Consider the following 16,306-nt stretch of genomic DNA (forward strand, 5'->3'; position numbering starts at 1 on the left):
CACACCACTACCGTTACTCATGGAACGTCCTCCTGCTCTTGCGATGGGACACCAAGCCCGACAAGCGCATCAGGAGGACGTTCCCCACGTCCCGGAAACCGACGCACTAAACGTCTTTCTATGCCGCTGGGCGGGTGTTCGCCGGAACCGCCAGGTGCTGTCGGTGTTCGCGAATAATGCCTTCTGCCGATTGGCGGTGCCGTCGAGATTCGTGAACAACTGCCGTCATAGATGACGAACAAAGCCACTGCTGACCCAGTCTACCTGCGTGGACTTCCTCGACGGGGTGTCCCGTTGCTGGCCACGGGTTTCGGCGGCACGTAGTTGCCGGTGAAGTTGGGTGCCCTCGGTGGTGAGCCAGTACACCGGCTCGGGCCGCTGGTGCCTGCCGGACACGTGCGAGGTCCCGGACTCCACGAACCCCTTGGTGATCAGCCAGCTCAGCGCGGCGATCGTCGGCCCGGTCCGGTAGCTGCCCGCCAGACTGCGAGCCGAAATCGGACCCCGGGTCAACGCGAGCGCGCGAACGGTCCGGATCAGTGCGGGCGACAACGTCGCTTCCCAGCGGGACAGGGGTCGGCGCTGGCCGGGCCGGGCATCGCCTCGTCGCCCAGGTGTTCGGCCACGAAGTCGGCGGCCAGGCTCAGCGCGGTGTCGTGCCCGTCGGCGGCCAGGGGCAGCCACGGCAGCGCCAATTCACTCAGTACCGCCCCGACGTGCCGGTCGGCCAGTGTCCGGAACCTTTGATTACCATCGCGGGTCTTGTTGGTGCCCAACGGGATATCCGGGTCGAGCTGGGTTCGGAAGATCAGGTTGTAACGATCGCTGTGCGTACGGGCGAGGGTTTCCAGATATGCCCATCCGTCCGGATCGGGGGACTCGCCGCGATACTCGAGCGCGGCCCGGTAGTAGCCCAACGCGTCCGGGACCGCGCGGTCAACCAGCACGACATCACCGTGCAGCCATGCCTCGAGTTCGTTGCTGATACCTCTGGTCATGATCCACAGGGTGGAGGTCCACGTGTGGTTCCACAGGATCGGCATGCCCATCCGTTGTGCCTGTTCCCCCAGGTCCGCGACCGTGGAGACTGACAGGCCCGACCGGCGCAGCTCGTGAGCCAGCCGGGCCAGAAAGGTGCTCTTACCGGTGGAATGGGTGCCGACCACTGCGATAGTGACCGGCTGATCGAAGGTGTTCACCACAAGCCTCCTTCGGGTTCGGATTTGGGCACGAATTCGGGCAGACCGGCGGCAGTGATCAGGCCCGGCCAGTCCAGCTCGCCATCGGTGATCAACGCGCACAACAGTTGCCAGGCCGCCCAGGTGTCGTACCCGGCACGGTGGTGGCCCTGCCCGGCAATCGCGCTGGTGTCGAGTTGGCCGCGTTCGATGAGCTTGTCCAGCGCGTACGAATCCAGGCCCCGCCACACCTTTTTCGCGAGCTTCAGCGTGTCCAGGATCAGCGGCGGATTCCAGTCCGGCAGATGGGCGGTGAGTACCTTCCGCTCCACGGTCGCGTTGTGGGCGACCAGCACTCGCCCGCACAGCGCTTCGTCGATTTCCTCGGCAACCCCGGGCCAGGGCGGGCAGTCGGCGAGGTCGGCGTTGGTGATCCCGTGCACCTTGCGCGTGACGATCGGTGTCACGGGCTGTTGCGGGTGAATCAGCCACGACCGCAACGCATCCGGGGTTGTCGGACCGTCGACCGGCAGGACCGCGATTTCGATGATCTCGGGCGGGTTCTGCCCGTTGCCCTCCACATCGACCACGGCCAACTGCCGGTCGTGCAGGGTTTTCGGGAACTCGAGCGGGTTGGTCATGATGGCTTGTTCTCCCTGGTGGTGGGCCAGCCGAGATCGGCGCGGCCGTGGCGGCGAGGGTGGTGGGGCTTATCGATGTCGTGGACCTGGTAGCCGTGACCGTGCTGGAGGGAGTAGCGGGGTTGCTCGTCCAGCCCGGCCACGACCGCGGCGCGGTCGTTGACCTCTACGAGGGTGCCGCCCAGCTCGGCCGCCTGCTCGGCGACATGCCGGGGCTCGGGCCGCTGCCACGATCGCGCGCACCGCCGCAGTTGAGCGGCCGGGCAGATATCGCACAGTTCCCGGATACCGAAGTGACCGTTGTAGTCCGCGAGACCGTGCGCGTAGGCGACCGCGCAACTGGTCTTGCGGAACAACGGCGAACCCGGACGGCCGACATCGGCCGCATCCAGAATGCGCCGCTCCAACACCTCGGGGAACACCTTGCGGCGGGCACCGTCCGCGTACGGTTCGGGCAGCCGGTGCGCGCGGTAGTAGTCGCGAATCTGATCCTTGAAGAACAAGCCGGTGAAGACCGTCGCGTGTGCGTGCTGGCTCAGCTCGAGCGCGCGGGCAAGGTGCGCATCCGAATCGTTGAGCCCCGGCACGATCGGCCGCCAGTACAACACCACCCGATATCGGTCCGCGTGTTCGAACGCCGTCACTAGCGACCGCGCCGCGATCCCCGAGTCCACCGGCTCGATACTCGGGTCGTCGATGCCCGAATGTGTCACCAGTACAGTGACTTTCAGGTTCGTGATCGAGTTCAGAACCGTACAGTCCTCGGGCTCGATCCGCCATCGGGTGATCACGAGAACGTGGTTGGTCAATCCGCGCGCGTCCAGCAGTTTGAGCATGTTGAAGGTGTGCTGTTTGACCCTGGGCAGCATCGGATCAGTTGCCCGGTTCAGCAGTTGAATCGGTGTGACGTGCGGCCGGAAATACCGATGCTCGGTCAACAGGTCGGCGGCCTGCTCGTCGTCCATCAACGCGCGCGGAACCTTCATCTCGAAGTTGTCGAACAGATGCCGCACGCAGTACCCGCAGTCCAGCGGGCACCCCACAATCCAGTTCACGCTGAGCCCGGACTTGCGGTACTCGATCACGTCCAGCAGTTCGGGCCGCATCCCGGCTCGTTGTGCGGTATCCAGCAGCGGAACACCATGACGGGTCGTCGTCGTTGCCATTGGCCTGCGCCTCCCACTCGATTCGGGCCGCCAGATTCGCCGTGCCCACATCGAGCAAAACGCCGCACCCGACCGGCAAGAAAGGTGGCAAGTCGACCGAAACCCCACTTGCCACCCCCGGGCGGTAGGCCAGAATGGACCCATGAACAGGGGGCTAACGACCGACCCAACCAGCCAGCCAGGACGGCAACCAGAGACAGTTGCCGACGAACTGGCGCGCGAAATCAAACGATTGCGAATCGATGCGGGCCTCAGTCAGCGCGCACTCGCGGCCCGGGTCGGATACTCACGCCAGTACGTCTCGATGACCGAGTGGGAAGACGCCACCCTTCCCTCACAAGAGCTCGTAGCGGTGCTCGACGCCGCTCTCAGCGCCAACGGCGCGCTGATCGCCCTTCGTGCCCAAGGCAAGAACGACCAGCAAACGAGACGGCGTGGTCGCACGAATGCACCCGGCACGGCGGTCGAAACCGGAGCGTCGCTCACTGCAAATGTGTTCAGCCCCTTCAACTTCGACAACTCGAGCAGCGACCCGCACGATGGCAGTATTTTTCATTTGCGGCGGGTACTTATGGGATGCATCCCAGATACTTCGCCAGGTACGCAGTCGGAGCTCGCGGCCGAGGTAGTGCGCACATGGGATCTGTTCTTTTCGGCTCGTTTTAGCGAAATGGAACGGACGCTTCCCACAGTCCTAGCAAGCGCTTACAACGCCGCTGAGGCGACCACGGGCGAGCCGCGACGTCGGATCAATATTTCGCTCGCTCAACTCTTGCACGCCTCATCGAACCTTCTCGGCTATGTGGACCAAAAAGACTTGGCGGCCTTGGCGCTTCTCCGTGCAGATGTACTAGCGGCAGAAAGCGGAGACGAACTGACCTGGGCCGCGATCAAAGGATCACAGTCCTGGCTATTGGCGAAAAACGGCATGTACGACGATGCGACAGCGTACGCCGAACATGCCGCTACCGAAATCGAGCCACGGCTGTCTACTGCCACACCACGCCATATCTCCATTTGGGGCGAACTTCTTTGCTACGCAGCATTCGCGGCATCTCGCACAGGAGACTACCGACAGGCGCGACGATACCTACGTTTATGCGAATCGGCCGAGACGCAACTAGAAGATGACTACATCAGCAGGCCTGAGGCGTCCAACATGTTCGATCGCACCTCAGCTGCAAGCTTCGGTGTCGTCAATGAGATGGCGGCGGACCAGCCGCGAGAAGCTCTCAAACTTGCTGCTGCCAGTGGGGCCACCTCAGGGATTCCACCTGTGTTACGCAGCCGCAGATTGATCAATGTCGCGCACGCCCAAGTCCATAACCGAGATAACGCGGAAGCGGTGATAACTCTTCGTCGGGCATGCTCGATGGCTCCAGAATTCGTCGGTTGCATCCCCCTGGCCCATACGCTGACCAATGAACTGCTGACCCGTCGAGGCGCGCAACGACTAGATGGAATTGTCGGAGTGGCGGAACAACTCGGCATATCCGTCTAACCCGTGAGGAATACGATGATCGTCAACCCCTCCGCGTTTACCGTCTTATGTTTTGGTGATTCCAATACTTTCGGCCAACGCTCGGAAGGGCGTGGCCGGTGGCCCGCTGATGTGCGCTGGACCGGTCGGCTACAAGAGCTATTGGGAAACGGGTATTCAGTTATCGAGGAAGGTCTCGGAGGCCGCACCACTGATTTGGACGACCCGGAGCGAAATGATCGCAATGGCCGAACCTACTTTCAACCCTGCCTACGTAGCCACTCGCCGCTAGACATGGTGGTAATCATGCTGGGGACAAACGATCTCAAAATAAGGTTCAATCGAGGACCAGAGGACATCGCCACCGCGTTGGACGGTTACATCGACAACATCGAGCGCACAGCTTGGACCCGCACGGGTGGAGTGCCTACCACCCTCTTGGTCAGCCCCATCCATCTCGATGCCACCAAGCCCGGATTTGCCGCGAACAGTTCGGAATACGATGCTCACTCCGTAGGCAAGTCACGCGAACTCGGCGCGGCAATACGCCGTGTCGCCGACAAACGTAATGCGCTGTTCGTAGACGCAGCTACCGCAGCGTGCCCAGGACATGATGGAACACACCTGAGCCGTGACTCCCACGAACCGCTTTCCAAGCTGATCGCCCAAGAAATCCATCGAAACAGTTAGCCTCGGCTCCCAGCGCCGCCGTCGACGTTTAGGGCGCTCGCCTCTGCCCTGGCCGAGAGTCCGACCGGGCGCATGCGCCGATGGGGGCCGTTACCCCAAATCCGACGGTTGCCGCATTTCCCCAGGTCAGCGAACTAACTATATGCCGATCGGAATGAACACCGACTACTACACGCACCTGGAGCAGGGGCTCGAGCGGCGCCCCTCCGCACAGATACTCGAGGCGCTGAGCCGGGTGCTGCTGCTGAACGAGGCGCTGCACGGCCATCTGTACCAGCTGGCCGGTATTGCACCGCCTGCGCGCGTGTCCTCGCACGAGACGGTCGGCGCCACCCTGCGGCAACTGCTGGAGAGTTATTCGGCCGCACCGGCTTTCGTGTTGAATCCGGCCTTCGACATGCTGGCCGTCAACGGGATGGCCGAGGCGTTCTTCTCGCCGTTCCCGCGAATCGACAATCTGGCGCGGATGACCTTCCTGGAACCGGTCGCCCGCCGCTTCTGCGTGGACTGGACCTGGACGTGCCGGGCGATGGTGGCGGGCCTGCGGCAGGCCGGCGCGCTGTATCCGGACGATTCCCGGATACGGCACGTGATCGGCGAACTCACCTAAGCCAGTGGCGAATTCGCCGAGCTGTGGCGTTCCTATTTTCGACGCGCGCGGGGCCGTGGGCCAGCGGCTGATGGTCTATCGGTCCGAGCCGGACAGTCCCAGTGCGGCCGCGCTGGCCCGATTGGCCGACGGTAGCCGGTCGTGGTGACCGTGTGCCTGGGGGCATCACACCCAGGCGCGCGGACGGCCACCGTGCCTACTATTTCCTGAGCCCGCTGCGAGCCGCTCTTGCAGCAATACCCTCGTGAAGCAGGAGGACTCGTGCCGGATATGCGGCCGACCGCGCCCGTACAGCCCCGTCGCCGGATTCGTCGTCGCCGGATCGCCCTGTCGTGCGCCACCTTTCTCACCCTCGCGGCCGCCGGTGTCGCGGGGCCCGCGATCGCGTGGTCGCAACCCGTGTCCTGCCCGCGTGCCACCGCGACCACCGTCGTCGCCGCGGGCATCCCCTATGTCGACTGGGCCGAGAATCTCGGCTACGACGCGCAGGGCAACCTGTGGGTATCGCGGCTGTACCGGAACGAGGTGCAACGGTACGACCGGGCGGGCCGCATCACCGCGACGGTCACCGTGCCCTCGCCGGGCGCGATCCGTCTCGGTCCCGATCGACTGCTCTACGTGGTCTACGGTGACAATTCGACGAATCTGCTGCCGGGCGTTCACGACAGCGGCGTCGTCCGGTTCGACCCCACCGCCGCCGCGCCACGGCCCGAGACCTTCGTGCGAGGACTCACCATGGCCAACGGCGCCGCGTTCGACGCCGCGGGCAATTTGTATGTGGCCGATACGGGATCCGGCGTCGTCCGTGTTCGCCGCGACGCTACCATCGACACGGCCTGGACCGCGCAGACCAAGGTTTTCGGAGTGAACGGCCTTGCGGTGGACGGTGATTCGGTCTACACGACGGTCTACCTGACCGGACAGGGGCGAATCCTGCGGATTCCGATCGCCGCTCCCTCCCGGAGCTACCCGGTCGCCGGCCTGGGCCTGGCCGACGACCTCGCCGTCGGCCCCGGCGGATTCCTTTATGTCGCAACCACTTCCGGTCATCTGGTCCGTGTGGCCCCCGGAGGCCGCGGCACCTGCACCCTGCTCACCGCGGGCCCGATGGCGGCGGTGACCACGGATTCCCGCGGCGATCTGATGGTCGCCACCGGCCGCGGCGACGTGCTGCGCGTCCAGCTCGACGGCTGAGGAGACCCGCGCCTCGGCGATCGGTCCATTCATGGTCATTAAGGTATGTCTGTGATTTGCCCCCACCCGGTGGTCGTTCGGCTGATTGCTCGGTAGCCTCGCCTCGGGCTTGAAATTGACCTGTTTCACATCATGCGGAAGGCTGGCTCTGCGGCATGGGACTCTTCGACGGCATCAATCGGCGTGACTTCCTCGCGAAGGCGATGACCGCCGGCGGGGTGGCCGCCATGGCCGCGCTGGCGAATCCGATCATCGAGCGGGCGTACGCCGCCGATCCCGCCGGCATGGGCGGGCTGGGGGACATCGAGCACTTCGTTTTGCTGATGCAGGAGAACCGCTCGTTCGACCACTATTTCGGGACGATGCCCGGGGTGCGGGGATTCGGCGACAAGTCGGCGGCCTGGCAGCAGCGCGGCTACGCACCCGGCGTCGGCCCCACCCCGAACGGACACATCGTGCCGTTCCGGCTCGACACCACCCGTGGCGCGAGCCTGGACGGGGAGTGCATCAACGATCCGGATCACACCTGGCCCGGCATGCACCAGGCCTGGAACGGCGGGCGCAACGATCAGTGGATGCCGATGTCGATCGCCAGCGTCGGCGCCGGAAACGGCCCCGCGGCGATGGGTTACTACACCCGCGAGGACATTCCGGTCCATCACGATCTCGCGGACGCCTTCACCCTCTGCGATCACTACCACTGCTCGGTGCTGGGCCCGACCGATCCGAATCGGCTCTACTGGATGTCGGCCCACATCGATCCGGAGGGCGTCGCCGGTGGCCCGCTGGTGGAGACGCCGACGACACTGCCGCAGAACGCCTACAGCTGGCGCACCATGCCGGAGAATCTGTCCGCGGCCGGGGTCAGCTGGAAGATGTACAACAACCGCGACGCCGGCCCGATCTCCTCGGTGTTCCTGGACGGCATGCTGGGATGTTTCAAGCAGGCCGCGGATCCGAACTCCGAATTGGCCCGGCGCGGCAAGGATCCGGTCTTCCCCGCGGATTTCGCCGCGGACGTGGCCGCCAACCGGCTGCCCTCGGTGTCGTGGGTGATCCCGCCGCTGCTCAATTGCGAACATCCGGCGCTGCCCCCCGCCTTCGGGGCCGTCGGCATCATGCAGGTACTGGATATTCTCACCTCGAATCCGCGTGTCTGGGAGAAGACGGCGCTGATCGTCAGCTACGACGAGAACGGCGGATTCTTCGACCATGTGACCCCGCCGACGGCGCCGCCGGGCACGCCGGGGGAGTTCCTGTCCGTCGATCTGAAGCGCGTGCCCGCGGCCAAGGGGGTCGCCGGACCCATCGGATTGGGTTATCGCGTCCCGTGTTTCGTCGTCTCGCCGTATTCGCGGGGCGGGCTGCTGGCCTCGGAGACCTTCGACCACACCTCGCAATTGCGTTTGCTGGAACGGCGTTTCGGTGTCGAGGTGCCGAATCTGACCGCCTGGCGGCGCAGTGTCACCGGCGATATGACCTCGGCCTTCGATTTCGCGTCCAAGCCGGATGCGGTGCCGCCGCGAATCACCGATCCCAATTCCAAGACCGCCGCCGCAACCGCGCAGTGCGGCCCGAATATGGCGCTCGGCACGGCGGACAAAGGCATTCCCTATCCGGTGCCGCCGAATTCGATGCCGACCCAGCCGCGGGGTACCCGGCGCCGGCCCAGCGGATTGGTGTAGCGGGTCCGGGCGGACGTATCAGACCGCGGTCGCGGGCACCCAGGGAACCGCGGCCAGGGCGGTGCGCCGGCGTATGGATGCCCAGCTGTGACGGGCCGGATTGATCAGAGCGATGATCCAGGTCCGGCGATATTGCGCCAATGCGGTGGCGACGGCGGGGTTTTCGAGGCAGTGCACCCCGCCCGGCGTACCCAGTCGGTGGCGCCCCGTCCGGATGTTACGGATGCCCAATGGTGTTCCTTTGCTTTGCTGGTCTGCGGCGAACATTAGCGGAACAAAAGTGTGCGGCAGTTGATTTTGATCGACTTGTGTCCCGGCGTGTCCGGAAGAATCGGGCTCCAGGTTGGCAATGTCCGGAAAAAAGTATCGAATCGGTATCGGCGTTGTCACGGAATGGGAAATGTGCCCGATATGCCGTGAAATGCGGTGGGGAACTGGGTAATCGGCGGAGTTGTCCGGCGCTGACGCCCACCGGACCATGGGGATGAGCTCGGCCGGTCGGTCCGGCGGGGTGAGCCCGGCACGTCGGCGGGACGGATGCGAGACTGAACGGATGTTGCGAATCGGTCTCACAGGCGGCATGGGCGCCGGCAAGTCGACGGTCGCGCGGATGCTCGTCCAGCGGGGCGCGGTCCTGATCGACAGCGATGCCATCGCCCGCGAGGTGGTGGCGCCCGGCACCGAGGGGCTGGCCGCGCTGGCGGAGGCATTCGGGCGCGGCATTCTCGCCGCCGACGGCAGCCTGGACCGCCCCGCGCTGGCGGCGGTCGCCTTCTCCAGTGATGAGGCCCGCGCCACCCTGAATTCCATCACCCATCCGCTGGTCGGCAGGCGCCAGGCCGAGTTGATCGCGGCGGGGCCTGCGGATGCGATTGTCGTGCAGGATATTCCACTGCTCGTCGAGAACGGGCTGGGCCCGGTGATGAGCCTGGTACTGGTGGTCATGGCCGACGTCGAGACCAGGGTGCGGCGGCTCGGGGAATTCCGCGGCATCGCGCGCGAGGACGCACTGGCGCGCATCGCGGCGCAGGCCACCGACGAGCAGCGGCGCGCGGCGGCGGATGTGCTGCTGGACAACAGCGGAACCCCCGACGAGCTGGAGCCGCAGGTGCACCGGTTGTGGGAGGAGCGGCTGGTGCCATTCGAGCGCAATCTGCGGACCCGGACCCGCAGCCCGCGCGGCGAGGTGCGTCTGGTCGCGCCGGATCCGGCCTGGCCGGCGCAGGCGCAGCGGCTGATCGGGCGGCTCGCGGTCGCCTGCGGGGCCGCGGCCCGCCGCATCGATCACATCGGCTCGACCGCGGTACCCGGCCTGCCTGCCAAGGATGTCATCGACATCCAGGTCACGGTCGCCGACCTGGCGGCCGCCGATGCGCTGCGGGAACCGTTGCAGGACGCTGGGTTTCCGCGCGCCCCCTATCTGGCCGACGATCCGAAGCCGGGCACCGATCCGGCGATGTGGGCCAAGCGCATCCATGTCAACGCCGATCCGGGTCGTCCGGCCAACATCCACGTGCGGGTCGACGGCTGGCCGGGGCAGGTGTTCGCGCTGGCGTTCCGCGACTGGCTGCGCGCGGAGCCCGCGGCGCGCGAGGAGTATCTGACGATCAAGCGCAAGGCGGAGATCAGCGCGGCGGCCGCGAGCGGCGAGGCGGCGATCGAGGCGTACCTCGCAGTCAAGACCCCGTGGTTCGACGAGGTCTATCCGCGGGTACTGGCCTGGGCCGAGCGGGCGGAGTAGCGCCGCGCTACATCCAGGTCAGCGTGATGCCGTGGGCCTCGGTGATCCAGCGCTCGAAGTTGTGCCCGTGCGCGGCGATGCCGTCGATGGCGGTGGTGGCGACCTCGATCGCGTGCTGCGCCTCGGCAAGGGTGAGGTAGCCGGCGGCATGGGCGGCCAGTAGTTCGTCCACGTCCAGCAGCTCGACGTCGCGGCCGGTGCGCACGGTCAGGTCCAGGTAGTGGTCGATCGAGCGCCAGCGGCCCGGCGACACCTCGGCGAAATCGCCGACGTCGATGTAGTAGTCCTGGTCCCGGTTGTGTGCCGGGGTGTAGTGAAAGACCGTGGCGCGCAACGACACCGACGGCAGGAACCAGGACTCCAGGTAGCGGAACTCGGTATGGTCGGCCGTGCGGGCCATGTACAGCCCCCACGGCTCGACGTGATAGCGCTCGACGGTCCGCACGAATCCCTTCGGATCGGTGTTGGTGAGCTCACCGATATCGAAGTACTCGACCTTCGGCCGATGCAGATGAACAGCCGGTGCCTGCGTCATGCCTGCATAATCTACCGGTGTTTGCGTCGGCGGTCAGTGTGTTTGCGCCACGGTGAGCAACCCCCGGGCCAACCACGGCGTCACAACCAGGTGAGGGTGATGCCGCGCGACCCCAGCCAGCGCTCGACGTGATAACCGTGTGCGGCGATGCCGGAGACCACGGTGTTGGCTCGCTCGATGATGCGCTGGGCCTCGGTGGCGTCGACATATCCCGCATCGTGGGCGGCAAACAGGTCGTCCACACCGTGCAGCTCCGGGGCGTGGCCGTTGCGGCAGACGATGTCGATGTAGTGGCAGATCGCGCGCCATCGCTTCGGCTCGATTTTCGAGTACTCGCCGACGTGGACGTGATACACCGGGTCCCGGTCGTGCGCGGTGTTGACGTGGCTCATCGTGATTCGCACCGCAGGTTCGGGCAGGAGCCAGGTCTCGGTGAAACGCTCGGGCGGGGCATCGGCCGAGCGCATCAGATAGAGCCCCCACGGCTCGGCGTGATAGCGCTCCACCGAGTGGACGAAGCCACGGGCATCGGTCTTGGTGCAATCCGCGATGTCGAAATATTCGGTCGACGGACGGTGCGGAACTCGCGCGGGCGCCTCGGCGGCTCGCGGCGTGGTGCTGTGCGGCTGCGCACTGCCGAGCAGGGTGCGTGCCGCAGTGCGCAATGGTTGGAGTCCGTTCATTGCACTGCCCTTCTGAAACTGCCTGGGAAACCGGGTTGACAGTACACCTGGATAGCCTGCCGCGCGTGTGCATAAACACACATGCGGCGCGTCGTGACGAATTCGCCACCGAGCGTGAACCAGCTTGCGGCACCGGACAATTCGGACACAATCGGAGCGATCCGGTCATGTGCAATTGATATTGCCCCGAGATGAGAGGGGGGTGGATGGTGTGATCACCCGGGCGTGTGGGTGGCGTCAGGCGCGCGTCGCGTCTTCATCGTCGGTGAGCGAGGGTAGTTCGTGAACCGTTCCGGAGAGGGTGATGCCCAGCGCGAACAGCAGCACGCCCGATGCCGCGGCAACCACATCGAATGCGGTGTCGGTGACGGCGAAGGCGAGCAGCACCGCCGCGGTGACCACGCCGGTGGCCGTCAGCACGGCCGTCCCGGCGATCGAGCGTCGCCGGCCCGGAGCGACGGCGATGTCCGGTCCGAGATTCGCGAGCATCCGGCAGCCGTTCGCCGCTGCCAACAGCCATGCGCCCCACCAGATTCCGAGCGTCGCAAGCCGTAGCGCCGGTGGCGAAGCGGCGGAAACTGTTCCGGTGTGAACCAGGAGCACCACCCCCGCGATGAGCACGGCGGGCAGCGCGAGGCCGAGCACGCAACGCCGGATCAGGACGCCGAGGGCGCGGCGACTCCCTCTGGGGCGCGGGGCGACCAGCAGCAGCCCCACCGCCAATGCCAGTCCGCAGCCGTGCAGGATGGGCGGGAAGCGGGAACCCCCGTCCTCGGTGGTGAGGTTCGCGACGAACCAGCCGTCGCCCGCGACCGCGATCGCCATGGCCGCGGCACGGGCGCGGCGCTGACCGCCGTGGCGGGTGGGCCAGAGTGTCGGATGCAGCCACATGTCGAGCGCCCCCTTCGCGACGTTCGGCCAGGAACGGAAACCGGTGGCACGAACGGTCTCGTGCAGTTCATCTCCCCAGCGCTCACGGCACGGCCTCGGATACAGCCGAATCAGTGCCCGTTCGACGACGCTCATGCCGGATTCACCCCGAGCCGCCGCAGTCCGTTCGACGCGAATCGGGCCATCGAACGCAACTCGCTTTCCAGCAGCTCCTGCCCCTGGTCGGTCAGGCGGACCGGGCGCTGCCGCCCGGAACCGTCGGCGGCCTCGATCAACCCCTTCGCCTCCAGCCGGGTCAGCGCTCCGTACAGACTTCCCGGACCGAGCCGCTGACCGGTGGACTGTTCGATGGCGGCATTGATGGCATAGCCGTGCAGCGGTCCTGCGGCGAGCGCGCACAGGACCAGCAACTGGGCATCGTTGGCGAGCATCGCCGAACCTCCTGGACTGCCGATGATCTCGCACACTAGTACATGTGACGTAATACGCGCTACGTACTACGCTCTGCGTACTAGACGTGTCCGATGAGCGAATACGAAAGTGGTGGTTGTTATGGCGGAGTCGGTGCCGGGCACTGACCTGGACCTCGAGCGGAAGATCGGGTCGGCGCTGCGATGGTCGCTGGTGGTGGCGGCAGGCTTCGTGGCATTTGCGTGGATCACCACGCAGGTGAAGACCGTTCGCGCCGCCAGCCCGTGGCAGAACGACCCCTACGACGTGGTGGTGTCCTTCACCGAATTCCTGGTCCCGGCCCTGGCCTGCCTGGTGGTGGCTCGAATGGTGTTGCGGCGCAGCGGGGAACCGCAGCCGAGGTATCGCACCGTGCAGCTGCTTCGTGCCGCGGCGGCCTCAACGCTGCTGGTGACGGCGACCATGATCGCCGATTGGATCGCCGTCGTGGTTCGAGCCGGCCTGCGCACGTGGAGCGCGCCGACCACGCCGTTGCTCGTGGGCGCGCTCGCGCTGCTCACGGCGGGTGCGGTGACAAATGCGGCGGTGCAGCGCAATGCATTGGGGCGTTTGCCTTCCGCGCACATTCGCCGCGGTGATTGGCTCGACGATCTGGTGCCGCTGGTGACGCTCGTGACCGGCCGCGATCCGGAGAACTGGGCCCATCGATGCGCGCCGATGATCGCATTCGTCCGCCGCCACTTCATTGCTGTCACCGCGCTCGCGGCGGTGACATCCGCACTGGCACTGGCGCTCACGCAAGCCGTCGGCGAGGGTTGGACCGATCCACTGTTGTTCGTGTTCGCGGTGGTCGTGGCCGCCGGGGGATTCTTCGCGGCCGCGGTCATGTGCAACGGGTACCTCGTCGTGGTGGCTCGTCCCCGGGCGACCGGGCGCGTCCGCCGGGCGCTCCGGGCGGCGGGCGCATGCGGAGCATTGGGTCTCCCCGCGACGGTTGCCGTACGCGCCGGGATCCTCCACGTCATCGGTCACGACCACGACGTTTCCGTAGCCCACTTGCTGGTGCTGATACTCGCGGGTGCCGCCTTGGCGGCGGCCGTGGCGTTCGCCGCCGCCCTCGTTCGCCGCCGGCCTCCGGCTCCGGAACGGTGACCGGCCCGGTCGGGGCGGTGAGCGGTGCTTGTTGTCGGTGGGTGGTCCTACTCTGTGGACATGGCTTTCGCATCCGAGATTCCCGCAGACGCCAACACGCCGCTGGCGCATTCGGAGTTCCGGCCCATCGGCGCGATCGAGCGGTCCGAGGGCCGGTTCGAGGTGGTCAGCGAGCACAAGCCCGCCGGCGACCAGCCGGCCGCGATCGAGGAGCTGGATCGGCGCCTGGCGGCGGGGGAGCGGGACGTGGTGCTGCTGGGCGCCACCGGTACCGGTAAGTCCGCCACGGCCGCGTGGCTAATCGAGCGCACCCAGCGGCCCACGCTGGTCATGGCGCCGAACAAGACGCTGGCCGCGCAGCTGGCCAACGAGCTGCGGGAGATGTTGCCGCACAACGCGGTTGAATACTTCGTCTCGTACTACGACTACTACCAGCCCGAGGCGTACATCGCGCAGACCGATACGTACATCGAGAAGGACAGCTCGATCAACGACGATGTGGAGCGGCTGCGGCACTCGGCCACGTCGAGCCTGCTCTCCCGGCGCGATGTCGTGGTGGTCGCCTCGGTGTCGTGCATCTACGGCCTGGGCACCCCGCAGTCGTACCTGGACCGGTCGGTGGAGCTCGAGGTCGGCACCGAGGTCGAGCGGGACAGGCTGCTGCGGCTGCTGGTCGATGTGCAGTACACGCGTAACGACATGTCCTTCACCCGCGGTTCGTTCCGGGTGCGCGGCGACACCGTCGAGATCATCCCCTCGTACGAGGAGCTGGCGATCCGGATCGAGTTCTTCGGCGACGAGGTCGAGGCGCTGTACTACCTGCACCCGCTCACCGGCGATGTGGTGCGCCAGGTGGACATGGTCCGCATCTTCCCCGCCACGCACTATGTCGCGGGCCCGGAGCGGATGGAGCGGGCGGTCGGCGATATCGAGACCGAGCTGGAGCAGCGGCTCGCCGAGCTCGAGCGCCAGGGCAAACTCCTCGAGGCCCAGCGCCTGCGCATGCGCACCCAGTACGACCTGGAGATGATCCGGCAGGTCGGGTTCTGCTCGGGCATCGAGAACTATTCGCGCCATATCGATGGCCGCGCGGCCGGCTCGGCCCCCGCGACGCTCATCGACTACTTCCCGGACGACTTCCTGCTGATCATCGACGAGTCGCACAACACGGTCCCGCAGATCGGCAGCATGTACGAGGGCGACATGTCGCGCAAGCGCAACCTCGTCGAATACGGCTTCCGGTTGCCGTCCGCGGTGGACAACCGCCCCCTCACCTGGGAGGAGTTCGCCGACCGCATCGGCCAGACCATCTACATGTCGGCCACGCCCGGCCCGTACGAGCTGGGCCAGAGCGCGGGTGAATTCGTCGAACAGGTCATCCGTCCCACCGGCCTGGTCGATCCGCACGTCGTGGTGAAGCCGACCAAGGGCCAGATCGACGATCTGGTGCACGAGATCCGGCAGCGGGCCGAACGCGACGAGCGGGTGCTGGTCACCACCCTCACCAAGAAGATGGCCGAGGATCTGACCGACTATCTGCTCGGCCTCGGCGTCCGGGTGCGGTACCTGCACTCGGAGATCGACACGCTGCGCCGCGTCGAGCTGCTGCGCCAGCTGCGCCTGGGCGAATACGACGTGCTGGTCGGCATCAACCTGCTGCGCGAGGGCCTGGACCTGCCCGAGGTGTCGCTGGTGGCGATTCTGGACGCCGACAAGGAGGGCTTCCTGCGCAGCACCACCAGTCTCATCCAGACCATCGGCCGTGCCGCCCGCAACGTCTCGGGCGAGGTGCACATGTACGCCGACAAGGTCACCGCCTCGATGCGCAACGCCATCGAGGAGACCGAGCGCCGCCGTGCCAAGCAGGTCGCCTACAACGAGGCGCACGGCATCGACCCCAAGCCGCTGCGCAAGAAGATCGCCGACATCCTCGACCAGGTGTATCGCGAGGCCGACGAGCCGGTCGAGGTCGGCGGTTCGGGCCGCAACGCGAGCCGTGGCCGCCGCGCCCAGGGCGAGCCGGGGCGCGCGGTCAGCGCGGGCGTCTTCGAGGGCCGCGACATCAAGTCCATGCCGCGCGCCGAGCTCGCGGATCTGGTCAAGGAGATGACAGACCAGATGATGAACGCCGCCCGTGAGTTGCAGTTCGAACTGGCCGGCCGGCTCCGCGACGAAATCGCCGACCTGAAGAAGGAGTTGCGCGGCATGGACGCCGCCGGGCTGAAATGAGTCCCTCGGGGGAGGGCTGC

General features: G+C 66.3%; 17 protein-coding genes. 8 read left to right on the forward strand and 9 right to left on the reverse strand.

Going from position 1 to position 16,306, the window contains the following annotated elements; all coding sequences use genetic code 11:
* Positions 1-225: 225 nt before the first annotated feature.
* From KO481_RS35665 to KO481_RS35680, 4 genes are read right to left on the reverse strand one after another with little or no spacing between them, the layout of a single operon-like run.
* Complete coding sequence (locus KO481_RS35665) at positions 226-552, reverse strand: hypothetical protein (protein WP_215922940.1); 327 nt, start codon at positions 550-552, stop codon at positions 226-228.
* Positions 537-1,199, reverse strand: a complete 663-nt coding sequence (locus KO481_RS35670) for an AAA family ATPase (protein WP_215922941.1) — start codon at positions 1,197-1,199, stop codon at positions 537-539. The genes KO481_RS35665 and KO481_RS35670 overlap by 16 nt, the downstream gene beginning before the upstream one ends.
* A complete protein-coding gene (locus KO481_RS35675) occupies positions 1,196-1,819 on the reverse strand; it encodes a 3'-5' exonuclease (protein WP_215922942.1) in 624 nt (207 codons plus the stop codon). Before KO481_RS35675 ends, KO481_RS35670 begins: the two co-directional genes overlap by 4 nt.
* Positions 1,816-2,985, reverse strand: a complete 1,170-nt coding sequence (locus tag KO481_RS35680) for a radical SAM protein (protein WP_245402013.1) — start codon at positions 2,983-2,985, stop codon at positions 1,816-1,818. Before KO481_RS35680 ends, KO481_RS35675 begins: the two co-directional genes overlap by 4 nt.
* Positions 2,986-3,127: 142 nt before the next feature.
* Here KO481_RS35680 and KO481_RS35685 point away from each other — a divergent pair, with 142 nt between their 5' ends.
* From KO481_RS35685 to KO481_RS35705, 5 genes are all read left to right on the forward strand, one after another.
* Positions 3,128-4,486, forward strand: a complete 1,359-nt coding sequence (locus KO481_RS35685) for a helix-turn-helix domain-containing protein (RefSeq protein WP_215922943.1) — start codon at positions 3,128-3,130, stop codon at positions 4,484-4,486.
* 15 nt (positions 4,487-4,501) lie between these two features.
* Positions 4,502-5,155, forward strand: coding sequence for a GDSL-type esterase/lipase family protein (locus KO481_RS35690; protein ID WP_215922944.1), 654 nt, complete (start codon positions 4,502-4,504; stop codon positions 5,153-5,155).
* Between the two features lie 154 nt (positions 5,156-5,309).
* Positions 5,310-5,765 (forward strand): MmyB family transcriptional regulator, encoded by a 456-nt coding sequence (locus KO481_RS35695; RefSeq protein WP_215922945.1) that lies wholly within the window; start codon positions 5,310-5,312, stop codon positions 5,763-5,765.
* Positions 5,766-6,026: 261 nt separating this feature from the next.
* Positions 6,027-6,959, forward strand: a complete 933-nt coding sequence (locus KO481_RS35700; RefSeq protein WP_215922946.1) for an SMP-30/gluconolactonase/LRE family protein — start codon at positions 6,027-6,029, stop codon at positions 6,957-6,959.
* Between the two features lie 155 nt (positions 6,960-7,114).
* Entirely contained in the window at positions 7,115-8,644 is a 1,530-nt protein-coding gene (locus KO481_RS35705; RefSeq protein ID WP_215922947.1) for an alkaline phosphatase family protein, read from the forward strand.
* An 18-nt stretch (positions 8,645-8,662) separates the two neighbouring features.
* Here KO481_RS35705 and KO481_RS44940 read toward each other — a convergent pair whose 3' ends face one another.
* Positions 8,663-9,034, reverse strand: coding sequence for a hypothetical protein (locus KO481_RS44940; RefSeq protein WP_372452171.1), 372 nt, complete (start codon positions 9,032-9,034; stop codon positions 8,663-8,665).
* A 163-nt stretch (positions 9,035-9,197) separates the two neighbouring features.
* Here KO481_RS44940 and coaE point away from each other — a divergent pair, with 163 nt between their 5' ends.
* The gene (gene coaE, locus KO481_RS35715; RefSeq protein WP_215922948.1) at positions 9,198-10,385 is read left to right on the forward strand and encodes a dephospho-CoA kinase; all 1,188 of its coding nucleotides are present in this window, start codon (positions 9,198-9,200) and stop codon (positions 10,383-10,385) included.
* Between the two features lie 7 nt (positions 10,386-10,392).
* On the opposite strand, the gene KO481_RS35720 is transcribed toward coaE, so the two are convergent.
* The 4 genes from KO481_RS35720 to KO481_RS35735 form a co-directional block, all read right to left on the reverse strand.
* Positions 10,393-10,920 carry a ribonuclease FAU-1 family protein gene (locus KO481_RS35720; protein WP_215922949.1) on the reverse strand — a complete coding sequence of 176 codons (528 nt, stop codon included), beginning with the start codon at positions 10,918-10,920 and terminating at the stop codon, positions 10,393-10,395.
* Between the two features lie 80 nt (positions 10,921-11,000).
* Positions 11,001-11,603: a DUF402 domain-containing protein gene (locus KO481_RS35725; RefSeq protein ID WP_245402014.1), complete on the reverse strand. Its 603-nt coding sequence runs from the start codon at positions 11,601-11,603 to the stop codon at positions 11,001-11,003.
* A 237-nt stretch (positions 11,604-11,840) separates the two neighbouring features.
* A complete protein-coding gene (locus KO481_RS35730; RefSeq protein WP_215922950.1) occupies positions 11,841-12,629 on the reverse strand; it encodes a hypothetical protein in 789 nt (262 codons plus the stop codon).
* Positions 12,626-12,925, reverse strand: coding sequence for a PadR family transcriptional regulator (locus KO481_RS35735; RefSeq protein ID WP_215922951.1), 300 nt, complete (start codon positions 12,923-12,925; stop codon positions 12,626-12,628). Before KO481_RS35735 ends, KO481_RS35730 begins: the two co-directional genes overlap by 4 nt.
* 121 nt (positions 12,926-13,046) lie before the next feature.
* On the opposite strand from KO481_RS35735, the gene KO481_RS35740 reads away from it, so the two are divergent.
* Both KO481_RS35740 and uvrB read left to right on the forward strand, forming a co-directional pair.
* Complete coding sequence (locus KO481_RS35740; RefSeq protein ID WP_215922952.1) at positions 13,047-14,057, forward strand: hypothetical protein; 1,011 nt, start codon at positions 13,047-13,049, stop codon at positions 14,055-14,057.
* A 60-nt stretch (positions 14,058-14,117) separates the two neighbouring features.
* Positions 14,118-16,286 carry an excinuclease ABC subunit UvrB gene (uvrB, locus tag KO481_RS35745; RefSeq protein ID WP_215922953.1) on the forward strand — a complete coding sequence of 723 codons (2,169 nt, stop codon included), beginning with the start codon at positions 14,118-14,120 and terminating at the stop codon, positions 16,284-16,286.
* Positions 16,287-16,306: the final 20 nt, after the last annotated feature.

The sequence above is a fragment of the Nocardia albiluteola genome (assembly GCF_018860155.1).
Lineage (GTDB): Bacteria > Actinomycetota > Actinomycetes > Mycobacteriales > Mycobacteriaceae > Nocardia > Nocardia albiluteola.

Bases quoted from the DNA above. Each gene is read 5' to 3' on its own strand.
- KO481_RS35730 (WP_215922950.1), bottom strand. From the start codon at position 12,629: ATGAGCGTCGTCGAACGGGCACTGATTCGGCTGTATCCGAGGCCGTGC.
- KO481_RS35695 (WP_215922945.1), top strand. From the start codon at position 5,310: ATGAACACCGACTACTACACGCACCTGGAGCAGGGGCTCGAGCGGCGC.
- KO481_RS35685 (WP_215922943.1), top strand. From the start codon at position 3,128: ATGAACAGGGGGCTAACGACCGACCCAACCAGCCAGCCAGGACGGCAA.
- KO481_RS35680 (WP_245402013.1), bottom strand. From the start codon at position 2,985: ATGGCAACGACGACGACCCGTCATGGTGTTCCGCTGCTGGATACCGCA.
- KO481_RS35735 (WP_215922951.1), bottom strand. From the start codon at position 12,925: ATGCTCGCCAACGATGCCCAGTTGCTGGTCCTGTGCGCGCTCGCCGCA.
- uvrB (WP_215922953.1), top strand. From the start codon at position 14,118: ATGGCTTTCGCATCCGAGATTCCCGCAGACGCCAACACGCCGCTGGCG.
- KO481_RS35740 (WP_215922952.1), top strand. From the start codon at position 13,047: ATGGCGGAGTCGGTGCCGGGCACTGACCTGGACCTCGAGCGGAAGATC.
- coaE (WP_215922948.1), top strand. From the start codon at position 9,198: ATGTTGCGAATCGGTCTCACAGGCGGCATGGGCGCCGGCAAGTCGACG.
- KO481_RS35705 (WP_215922947.1), top strand. From the start codon at position 7,115: ATGGGACTCTTCGACGGCATCAATCGGCGTGACTTCCTCGCGAAGGCG.
- KO481_RS35690 (WP_215922944.1), top strand. From the start codon at position 4,502: ATGATCGTCAACCCCTCCGCGTTTACCGTCTTATGTTTTGGTGATTCC.
- KO481_RS35725 (WP_245402014.1), bottom strand. From the start codon at position 11,603: ATGAACGGACTCCAACCATTGCGCACTGCGGCACGCACCCTGCTCGGC.
- KO481_RS35675 (WP_215922942.1), bottom strand. From the start codon at position 1,819: ATGACCAACCCGCTCGAGTTCCCGAAAACCCTGCACGACCGGCAGTTG.
- KO481_RS35720 (WP_215922949.1), bottom strand. From the start codon at position 10,920: ATGACGCAGGCACCGGCTGTTCATCTGCATCGGCCGAAGGTCGAGTAC.